The organism is Streptomyces zinciresistens K42 (assembly GCF_000225525.1).
In the GTDB taxonomy this organism is placed as follows: domain Bacteria; phylum Actinomycetota; class Actinomycetes; order Streptomycetales; family Streptomycetaceae; genus Streptomyces; species Streptomyces zinciresistens.
This window is the reverse complement of record NZ_AGBF01000244.1, coordinates 1-8,416: the sequence shown is the minus strand read 5'-3', so window position 1 is coordinate 8,416 and position 8,416 is coordinate 1. Positions and strand designations below refer to the sequence as shown.

The window sequence follows — 8,416 nt, the reverse complement described above, 5'->3', positions numbered from 1 at the left end:
CCGGGCGCGGACGTTACCGTTGACCCGGGCACCCGCGGGCCCGTGATCCGCACCGCGGGGGATCAACGCGACGATTGCCCGGCATGATGTTGCCCCGCGGTCCGCCATCGGCCCGCGCCCGTTGCCCGGCGAACCGAGAGAAGAGATATGAGCACCACGTTGACGCAAGTCGGACGGCTCAAGAGGAGTGCGGGGTAAGACCGTGCACATCGTCATCATGGGTTGCGGACGAGTGGGCTCCGCTCTGGCCCAGACCCTGGAGCAGCAAGGGCACACGGTGGCCGTGATCGACCGGGACCCCACCGCGTTCCGCCGGCTGGGCCCGGGGTTCGGGGGCCGGCGGGTCACCGGGGTCGGCTTCGACCAGGACACCCTGCGCGAGGCGGGCATCGAGGAGGCCGGCGCCTTCGCCGCGGTCTCCAGCGGTGACAACTCCAACATCATCTCGGCGCGGGTGGCCCGCGAGATGTTCGGCGTGGAGAACGTCGCGGCCCGGATCTACGACCCCCGTCGCGCCGAGGTCTACCAGCGGCTCGGCATCCCCACCGTCGCCACGGTCCGCTGGACGGCGGACCAGATGCTGCGCCGCCTGCTGCCCTCGGGCGCGGAGCCGCTGTGGCGGGACCCCACCGGGGGCGTGCAGCTCGCCGAGGTGCACACCTCGACCGACTGGGTGGGCCACAAGATCAGCAGGCTCCAGGAGGAGACGGGCGTGCGGGTGGCGTTCCTCACCCGGCTCGGTGAGGCGGTCCTGCCCAGCTCGCAGACGGTGCTGCAGGAAGGCGACCTGGTGCACGTGATGATGCGTGCCGACGAGGTCGACAAGGTCGAGGCGGCGTTCGCCAAGGGTCCTGAAGAGGAGGGCGGTCACTGATGAGGGTCGCCATTGCCGGTGCCGGCGCGGTGGGCCGCTCGATCGCGGGCGAACTGCTGGAGAACGGCCACGAGATCCTGCTCATCGACAAGGCGCCGACCGCGATCTCGGTCGAGCGGGTCCCCCAGGCGGAGTGGCTGCTGGCCGACGCCTGCGAGATCACGTCGCTGGACGAGGCGGCGCTCCAGCGCTGCAACGTGGTGATCGCCGCGACGGGCGACGACAAGGTCAACCTGGTCGTCTCCCTGCTGGCGAAGACGGAGTACGGCGTGCCGCGCGTCGTCGCGCGGGTGAACAACCCCAAGAACGAGTGGCTGTTCAACGAGTCCTGGGGCGTGGACGTCGCCGTCTCCACCCCGCGCCTGATGTCGGCCCTCGTGGAGGAGGCCGTCTCGGTCGGCGATCTGGTGCGTCTGCTGCGCTTCAGCCACGGCGACGCCAACCTCGTGGAGCTGACGCTTCCGGAGGAGTCGGCCCTGGCCGGCACCCAGGTCGGCGACGTGGAGTGGCCGCAGGACACGTCACTCGTGACGATCATCCGCGGTACGCGCGTCCTCACCCCGTCCGTCGAGGACTCCCTGGAGGCGGGTGACGAACTGCTCTTCGTGGCCGCGCAGGCGCGGGAGGAGCAGTTGGAGGACCTGCTGTCGGTGCGCCGCGGGCCGTCGAAGGACTGACGCCGCGCCGTCACCGCCGCTTCGCTACTCGGCCGGCGACGCCGCGGCCTTGCGCTCCTGCTCCGCCTTCTCCGCCGCCTCCATCTCCGCGAACACGTCGATCGGGGCGGGCGCCTTCGCGAGGAAGACCCACGTCAGCCAGACGGCGAGCAGGAAGGGCGGGATCTTCAGGGCGATGAGCACCCAGCCGAGCTGTGTGGTGTCGGCCCACCAGTACAGCGGGAAGAGGATCGCGCACTTGGCGAGCAGGATGGCGCCCCAGGCGTAACTGGCCCTGGCGTACGCCTTCTTGCGTCCGGGGTTGCGGGTGCGCCAGGAGAGGTTCTCCTTGAAGACCGGGCCGAGGACCAGCCCGATCAGCGGCACCCCGAACAGCGTCGTGATGATGTACGCGAGCCCGAGTCCCAGCGTGTAGAGCATGCCGGGCAGGTAGAAGTCCTTGGCGTTGCCGGTCATCATCGCGAACACGACACCGAAGGCGACGCCGAAGACACCGCTGAAGGCGTGCTTGACGGTGTCCCGCATCGCCAGGCGCACCACCACCAGGACCAGCGAGACCGCGAGCGCGGCGATCGCCGACATGTGGAGGTTCTTGTTGATCGTGTAGATGGTGACGAAGAGCAGTCCGGGCAGCACCGTCTCGATCATGCCGCGCAGGCCGCCGAACGCCTCGAACAGCGCGGCCTCGGTCACCGCCCGCGCATCGGGCTCGGTCTCTGCGGTGGTGTCTTCGGTCGGCTTGTCGAGCGACGTCACCGGCTACTCCCGTCCGAGGGGTCTCAGTTCGTATTTCGGGTTGAACAGCACCCGGCGGCCGCGGCTCATGGAGATGCGGCCCGACGCGATCAGCCGGCGTCCGGGCTCTATGCCCACGATGGAGCGTCTGCCGAGCCAGACCACGTCCAGGGCGGCCGTGCCGTCGAACAGCTCGGCCTCCAGGGCGGGAACCCCCGCACGCGGCCTCAGGGTGACCGTGCGCAAGGTACCAGTAACCGTCACGATCTGCCGGTCCCGGCAGTCGCCGATCCTGGTGCAGCCCACCGTCTCCGCGTCCTCACGCAGCTCCTCGGAGTCCAGGTCCTCCTGCGACGAGGAGAGCCGGTCGAGCATGCGCCGGAACCGGCCCACCGACTTTTCCGAACGAGGAACAGCACTCATGCCTTGAAGCGTACCGGGGTCCGCCGACACCTTCGTACCCCCGGGGGACGTGCGCGAACCGACCGGCGCGGACCTGCTCATTTCTCGAACCGGTACCCCATGCCGGGCTCGGTGACGAAGTGCTTGGGGTGCGAGGGGTCGGCCTCCAGCTTCCTGCGCAGCTGGGCCATGTACACGCGCAGGTAGTTGGTCTCCGTCCCGTACGACGGCCCCCACACCTCCTGGAGGAGCTGCCGCTGGCTCACCAGGCGGCCCGTGTTGCGCACCAGCACCTCCAGCAGGTGCCACTCCGTGGGGGTGAGCCGTACGTCCCGCCCGCCGCGGTTGACCTTCTTCGCGGCGAGGTCGACGGTGAACCCCTCGGTCTCCACGACGACGTCGTCCTCGCCGCCGCCGGTGGGCTCGGCGCGGCGCACGGCGGCGCGCAGCCGGGCGAGCAGCTCGTCCATGCCGAAGGGCTTGGTGACGTAGTCGTCGGCGCCCGCGTCCAGCGCCTCGACCTTCTCGTCGGAGGAGTGCCGGGCGGACAGTACGAGGATCGGCACCCGGGTCCAGCCGCGCAGCCCCCGGATCACCTCGACGCCGTCCATGTCCGGCAGGCCGAGGTCGAGGACGATCACGTCGGGGTGGCGGGCGGCGGCGAGTTCGAGGGCGGTGGCCCCGTCGTGGGCCGCGTCGACGTCGTACTTGCGGGCCTTGAGGTTGATCACGAGGGCGCGCACGATCTGCGGCTCGTCGTCGATCACGAGCACCCGGGTCATGTGGTCTGCCTCTCGGGTCGTACGGGGGGAACGGGCTGGTCGGCCGGGCGGGAGCGGGGGTCCGGTCCCGGTTCGCCGGGCGGCGGGCCGGTGTCCGGCGCCGCCGCCCGCAGGGTCAGCACCATGGTGAGCCCGCCGCCGGGGGTGTCCTCGGCGCCGAGCGTGCCGCCCATCGCCTCGGCGAAGCCCCGCGCGACGGCCAGGCCGAGTCCCACGCCCGCGCCGCGCGGGGCGTCCCCGTAGCGCTGGAAGGGCTCGAAGATGCGTTCCTTGGCCGCGTCGGGGACGCCCGGACCCCGGTCGACCACCCGGACCTCGACCCGCTGCGCGATCGCGCTCGCGGCCACCAGGACGCGGGTGGTTCCCGGGCTGTACTTGACGGCGTTCTCGACCAGGTTGGCCACGGACCGCTCCAGCAGCCCGGGGTCCACGGCGACCATGGGCAGGCTCTCGGGAACGTCCAGGTCGACGCTGCCCTCCGGGACGCCGCCGAGGGCCATCGGGACCACTTCGTCGAGGTCGATCTCCCGGATGAGCGGGGTGACCGTGCCGGTCTGGAGGCGGGACATGTCGAGGAGGTTCCCGACCAGGTGGTCCAGCCGGTCGGCGCCCTCCTCGATGCCCTCCAGCAGCTCCGCCTCGTCCTCCTGCGACCAGGCCACGTCGTCGGAGCGCAGCGAGGTGACGGCGGCCTTGATGCCCGCGAGGGGGGTGCGCAGGTCATGGCTGACCGCGGCCAGCAGGGCCGTGCGGATGCGGTTGCCCTCGGCCAGCTCCTTGGCCTGGTCCGCCGCCCGCTGCAGCCGCTGCCTGTCCAGCATCACGGCGGCCTGCGCGGCGAAGGCGGCCAGTACGCGCCGGTCCTCGGCGCGCAGCACCCGTCCGGTGAGCGCCAGCGCCATGTGGTCGCCGACCGGGACGTCGACGTCGGCGTCCTCCGGCCGCTCCAGCGGCTGTCCCGCGCCCACCCGGCCCGCGCAGCTCCAGGGATCGACGTCGCTGTCGCGTTCCAGGAGGGCGGCGGAGTCCATCCCGAAGGTCTCGCGGACGCGTTCCAGCAGTTCCTCCAGGCCGGTCTCGCCCCTGAGCACGTTCCCGGCCAGGTAGGACAGGATCTCCGACTCGGCCCGCAGCCGGGCCGCCTGATGGGTGCGCCGGGCCGCGAGGTCGACGACCGACGCCACCGACACGGCCACGCAGACGAAGATCACGAGGGCGAGCAGGTTCTTCGGGTCGGCGATCGAGATGCGGTGCACGGGCGGGGTGAAGAACCAGTTGAGCAGCAGGGAGCCGACCGCCGCCGAGACCACCGCCGGGTAGACCCCGCCGAGCAGGGCCGCCGCCACGGTCAGGGTCAGGAACAGCAGCATGTCGTTGGCCAGGCCGAGGTCGCCCTCGACATGGGTCAGCAGCAGCGCCAGCAGCCCCGGCCCCGCGACGCCGACGAGCCAGCCGGCGACGAGCCGGGAGCGGCTGAGGCGCGCGCCGCGGGCGACGGGCAGCCCCCGGCCCTTGGCGGCCTCCTCGTGGGTGACGATGTGGACGTCGAGGTCGGGCCCGGACTCGCGGGCGACCGTGGCGCCGACGCCGGGGCCGAGGACGTACTGCCAGCTCTTGCGGCGGGAGGAGCCGAGGACTATCTGGGTGGCGTTCACGCCGCGCGCGAAGTCCAGCAGCGCCGCCGGGACGTCGTCGCCGATGACGTGGTGGAAGGTGCCGCCGAGGTCCTCGGCCAGGGTGCGCTGCACGGCCAGTTCCTTGGGCGAGGCGGAGGTCAGTCCGTCGCCGCGGGCGATGTAGACGGCCAGCACCTCGCCGCCGGCGCCCTTCTCCGCGAGCCGTGCCGCCCGCCGGATCAGCGTGCGCCCCTCCGGGCCGCCGGTCAGCCCGACCACGATCCGCTCGCGGGAGCCCCAGATCTTCGAGACCCGGTGCTCGCTGCGGTACTGCTTCAGGTACTCGTCGACCCGGTCGGCCACCCAGAGCAGGGCCAGCTCCCGCAGGGCGGTCAGGTTGCCGGGCCGGAAGTAGTTCGACAGGGCCGCGTCGACCTTGTCCGGCCGGTAGATGTTGCCGTGCGCCATGCGGCGGCGCAGGGCCTCGGGGGACATGTCGACCAGTTCGATCTGGTCGGCCCGCCGCACCACCTCGTCCGGCACGGTCTCCTGCTGCCGCACCCCGGTGATCGACTCCACGACGTCGCCCAACGACTCCAGATGCTGGATGTTGACCGTGGACACGACGTCGATCCCCGCCGCGAGCAGTTCCTCCACGTCCTGCCAGCGCTTGGCGTTGCGCGAACCGGGGATGTTGGTGTGGGCCAGCTCGTCCACGAGGGCGACCCGCGGGCGCCGGGCCAGGACGGCGTCGACGTCCATCTCGGTGAAGACGCTGCCCCGGTAGTCCAGGTCCCTGCGACGGACCTGCTCCAGACCGCGCAGCATCACCTCGGTGCGCGGCCGGCCGTGGTGCTCCACGAACGCGACCACGCAGTCGGTACCGCGCTCGATCCTGCGGTGCGCCTCGGACAGCATGGCGTAGGTCTTGCCGACGCCCGGTGCCGCACCGAGGTAGATCCGAAGCCTGCCGCGTCCCATGGTCCCCATTGTGTTCCGGTCGTCCGTGCCTGCGCAGCGTCGACCCTACGGCGAGCAATCGCGACATTCGGGGCCCGGTACGGCGGCGGAGGAGTCTTTGACGCAACTCTGACGCGCGCCGCCCGCCCAGGAGGTCCGACCGGTCCGCCGCGCAGGGTGCGGGCACCGGGAAAGGGCCGCATCCCGGGGGATACGGCCCTGGTGGCGCCGAGCGGCGCGGCGGAGCTGTCCTGGGACGGCTCAGCGCACCTCGGTGATCTCCGGTCCGCGCTGGAGCTGGCCCATGCCGCCGGAGAAGCGCGAACCCGCCTCCTCGGTCTGGACGCCCTCGGGAACCATCTGGGCGTCGTTCGGCAGCTGGAGGACGATCGGGTCGCGCGGGGCCATCGGACCCTCGCCGCGGACCACGACCGTGTCCCGGAAGATCTGCTCCAGGAGACCGGCCGCCTGCGGCTGCACGGCACCCTGGCCCGAGATCACCCCGCGCAGGAACCAGCGGGGGCCGTCCACGCCGACGAACCGCACGACCTGGAAGCCGCCCGTGCCGTCGGGCAGCTGCACCGGGACCTGCGCCCGCAGCTCCCAGCCGAGCGGGCCCTCGACCTCGTCGATGATGCCGCCCTGCTGGGTGATGCCGGCGGCGATCTCCTCGCGCACCTCGCCCCAGATGCCCTCGCGCTTGGGGGCCGCGAAGCCCTGGAGCTGGACGGCGCTGTCCCGCAGGACCACGGTCGCCGCGACGATGGCGTCGCCCGCGACCTCCACGCGCAGTTCCATGCCGTCCACACCGGGCACCAGCAGGCCGCCCAGGTCCACCCGGCCCTCCGCGGGGTCGCGGACCTCGGAGCTGTCCCAGGGCCCGTCGGGCCGCGGTTCCGGCTCGAGCCGCACGCGCTCGCGCGTGCCGTCGTCGTCCGCCTCAGTGTCGATGTCGACGACCTGCTCGGGCTCGCCGGCCGCGTCCTCGGCGGCACCCTTCTTGTTGCGACGTCCGAACACGTCACTGTCCTTCCCGGTCGGATACGACCGATGCGTATCGATTCCCACCCGTTGCGCCGCCCTCGGCGGCCTCACCGCTTGTATCGCTTGTGCCGTCCTCGACGCCCACCGCGGCATGACCACCGGTGGACCCGAAGCCCCCCTCGGCCCGTGCCGAGCCGGGAAGCTCCGCGACCTCCTGGAAGCGGACCCTCTCGACCTGCTGGACAACCAACTGGGCAATCCGGTCGAAGCGCTCGAACCGCACGGACTCGTACGGGTCGAGATTCACCACGATCACCTTGATCTCCCCACGGTACCCGGCATCAACCGTCCCCGGGGCATTCACGAGGGCGACACCGAGGCGGGCGGCGAGACCGGAGCGCGGGTGCACGAAGGCCGCGTACCCCTCGGGGAGGGCCACCGACACCCCCGTGGGCAGTACGGCCCGCTCCCCCGGCTTCAGTTCGCGGCTCTCGGTGGTCCGCAGATCCGCCCCCGCGTCCCCGGGGTGCGCGTACGCCGGAAGCGGTACGTCCGGATCGACGCGCCGGATCGCCACGTCCAGCGGGGCACGGCTCACGGGTTCACCTCGAAGGCGCGGGCACGCCGGACCTGGTCCGGGTCGCTCATGGCGGCGCGGATCTCCTCCGGGCGGCCGTTGTCGATGAAGTGGTCCACCTTGACCTCGATGAACAGGGCGTCGGCGCGGACGGCCACGGGGCCCTCGGGACCGCCGATCCGCCCGGTGGCCGTGGAGTAGATCTTGCGGCCGGCGACGGCCGTCACCCGGGCCTCCAGGTGCAGGACCGTGCCCACCGGGACCGGCCGCACGAAGTCCGTCTCCAGCCGCCCGGTGACGGCGATGGTGCGCAGCAGCCAGTTCAGGGAGCCCAGGGTCTCGTCCAGGGCGCTCGTGAGGACGCCGCCGTGCGCGAGTCCCGGTGCGCCCTGGTGGGCGCGCCGCACGGTGAACTCGGCGGTGATGCCGACGCCGTCCCCGGCCCGCGCCTCCAGGTGCAGTCCGTGGGGCTGGTCGCCGCCGCAGCCGAAGCACTCCCCGTAGTGCGCGCCGAGCAGCTCGCCGGGAGCGGGCGCGTCCGGGTGCCGTACGGGTTGCACGGCGTCGGCCGGGGGCTGAAGAGCCGGGGAAGTACCTCTCACGACCGCAGACCTTACCCGCGCGTCGGTCCGGCGCGGACACCGCGCCGGGTTCGGCGGTACGGGGCGCTGCGCCGGGGCGCGCGAAGTGCGCCGCGCGGCCCCCGCCGCGGGTGCCTGAGCCCCGTTTCCGGCGGCGGTCGCCGTGGCCGGGCCGGGCGGTCCGACGAGGGAGTCCGGCGCCCGCGGGTCAGGCCGGGGGCACCGCGG

Annotated in this window: 9 protein-coding genes; 2 read left to right on the top strand and 7 right to left on the bottom strand. The window is 72.4% G+C overall.

The window, feature by feature from the left end:
• Positions 1 to 202: 202 nt before the first annotated feature.
• Positions 203 to 874 (top strand): potassium channel family protein, encoded by a 672-nt coding sequence (locus tag SZN_RS33100; RefSeq protein ID WP_043734351.1) that lies wholly within the window; start codon positions 203 to 205, stop codon positions 872 to 874.
• Positions 874 to 1,551, top strand: a complete 678-nt coding sequence (locus SZN_RS33095) for a potassium channel family protein (protein ID WP_007503719.1) — start codon at positions 874 to 876, stop codon at positions 1,549 to 1,551. Before SZN_RS33100 ends, SZN_RS33095 begins: the two co-directional genes overlap by 1 nt.
• 24 nt (positions 1,552 to 1,575) lie before the next feature.
• Here SZN_RS33095 and SZN_RS33090 read toward each other — a convergent pair whose 3' ends face one another.
• From SZN_RS33090 to SZN_RS33060, 7 genes are all read right to left on the bottom strand, one after another.
• Positions 1,576 to 2,307 carry a DUF3159 domain-containing protein gene (locus SZN_RS33090; protein WP_007503717.1) on the bottom strand — a complete coding sequence of 244 codons (732 nt, stop codon included), beginning with the start codon at positions 2,305 to 2,307 and terminating at the stop codon, positions 1,576 to 1,578.
• A 3-nt stretch (positions 2,308 to 2,310) separates the two neighbouring features.
• Positions 2,311 to 2,709: an OB-fold nucleic acid binding domain-containing protein gene (locus tag SZN_RS33085; RefSeq protein ID WP_043734349.1), complete on the bottom strand. Its 399-nt coding sequence runs from the start codon at positions 2,707 to 2,709 to the stop codon at positions 2,311 to 2,313.
• 77 nt (positions 2,710 to 2,786) lie between these two features.
• The gene (locus tag SZN_RS33080; protein WP_007503714.1) at positions 2,787 to 3,470 is read right to left on the bottom strand and encodes a response regulator; all 684 of its coding nucleotides are present in this window, start codon (positions 3,468 to 3,470) and stop codon (positions 2,787 to 2,789) included.
• The gene (locus SZN_RS33075; RefSeq protein WP_007503711.1) at positions 3,467 to 6,067 is read right to left on the bottom strand and encodes a sensor histidine kinase; all 2,601 of its coding nucleotides are present in this window, start codon (positions 6,065 to 6,067) and stop codon (positions 3,467 to 3,469) included. Before SZN_RS33075 ends, SZN_RS33080 begins: the two co-directional genes overlap by 4 nt.
• 240 nt (positions 6,068 to 6,307) lie before the next feature.
• Positions 6,308 to 7,066, bottom strand: a complete 759-nt coding sequence (locus SZN_RS33070; RefSeq protein ID WP_007503709.1) for a DUF3710 domain-containing protein — start codon at positions 7,064 to 7,066, stop codon at positions 6,308 to 6,310.
• 1 nt (position 7,067) lies between these two features.
• Entirely contained in the window at positions 7,068 to 7,628 is a 561-nt protein-coding gene (gene dut, locus SZN_RS33065; protein WP_007503707.1) for a dUTP diphosphatase, read from the bottom strand.
• Positions 7,625 to 8,209, bottom strand: coding sequence for a PaaI family thioesterase (locus SZN_RS33060; protein WP_043734347.1), 585 nt, complete (start codon positions 8,207 to 8,209; stop codon positions 7,625 to 7,627). The genes dut and SZN_RS33060 overlap by 4 nt, the downstream gene beginning before the upstream one ends.
• Positions 8,210 to 8,416: the final 207 nt, after the last annotated feature.

Bases quoted from the DNA above. Each gene is read 5' to 3' on its own strand.
- SZN_RS33085 (WP_043734349.1), bottom strand. From the start codon at position 2,709: ATGAGTGCTGTTCCTCGTTCGGAAAAGTCGGTGGGCCGGTTCCGGCGC.
- SZN_RS33075 (WP_007503711.1), bottom strand. From the start codon at position 6,067: ATGGGACGCGGCAGGCTTCGGATCTACCTCGGTGCGGCACCGGGCGTC.
- SZN_RS33095 (WP_007503719.1), top strand. From the start codon at position 874: ATGAGGGTCGCCATTGCCGGTGCCGGCGCGGTGGGCCGCTCGATCGCG.
- SZN_RS33080 (WP_007503714.1), bottom strand. From the start codon at position 3,470: ATGACCCGGGTGCTCGTGATCGACGACGAGCCGCAGATCGTGCGCGCC.